Annotated in this window: 1 protein-coding gene; it reads right to left on the bottom strand. The window is 59.6% G+C overall.

The features are described 5' to 3' along the window. Positions 1 to 349: 349 nt before the first annotated feature. A partial coding sequence (locus A3764_RS23710; RefSeq protein WP_201722515.1) for a type IV secretion system protein occupies positions 350 to 975 on the bottom strand: 626 nt, incomplete at its 5' end.

The following is a 975-nucleotide window of genomic DNA, read 5'->3' on the forward strand; positions in this document are numbered from 1 at the left end:
CACGGCGCGCTCGCGCACTTCGGGGGAAAACTTGTTCGTGGTCTTGCTCATGATGCTCCATCCTACTCAAGAGTTGGAGCCTCCGGCAAACCCGGCGCGGTTCAATCGCATGGCTTGAAGACTTGTTGCTTCCGGCAGGTTTGGAACGGGTCGACGGGCTGCTGCACATTGAGGTTGGAGCTGAGTAGCGAGTTCAATTTCAACCCAAGGTCGTTTAGGACTGTTAGTGGACACGTTTTGTGGCTGCATCGTTCACTTAGCGTGAGTTCGTCCGGAATCGGATCTTGCACCGGTAATGAAAGGCCGCAACGTAACATTGTGATGCAAAATCGAGTAGCCGCTTGGGCCTTCACCGTCGCCCAAGCCGTCCCAATCTAGCCAGCTGCGCCAGCATTTTTGACCCCGAGTCTGCGGATCCTGTGCCGCCTGCGGAACCCGTCTGCCCCATGCCTTGCCTCACGGGCATCTGCTGTACGCCAAAGACTTGGCGCGCTCGGATGGCCGCGTATTCTGCGCCGCTTGCGCCTCCAATTAGGTAGCGGTTGTAGGCCTGCTGGCTTCCCATGGCGGCGCGGGCGAAACTGTATCCGCCACCGAGGCCTCCGGAGAGGGCAGGCATCATGATGTTGCCGGAGATCGCGCGGACGATGAAGGGTGTTGCGATGATGAACCCTTTGGCCATGAGGACCATCATGAAGAAGGGGAGAAGGGCACCAATGTTGGAAGCCCCTTCCGGATCACCCAACTCGCCGATGAGAGCCGAGGCCACCCCGGTGATGGTCGCGAAGACACCTGCGACCACGATCGGGTAGATCGCGAAGGAGATAAGCGCGGATAACCAGCGCGCGAAATAATCCTTGGTGACCTCGAAGAGGGTCAGGAAGATCATCACCGGGGCGATCCCGATCAGGAGCGCGATCATCAGGCGGGAGGCCACGAGGATGAAGGCGGCCAGCCCGCCGAGGATCGAGAGCA

Origin of the sequence: Sulfitobacter sp. HI0129 (genome assembly GCF_001635395.1) — a bacterium.
Taxonomy (GTDB): Bacteria; Pseudomonadota; Alphaproteobacteria; order Rhodobacterales; family Rhodobacteraceae; genus Sulfitobacter.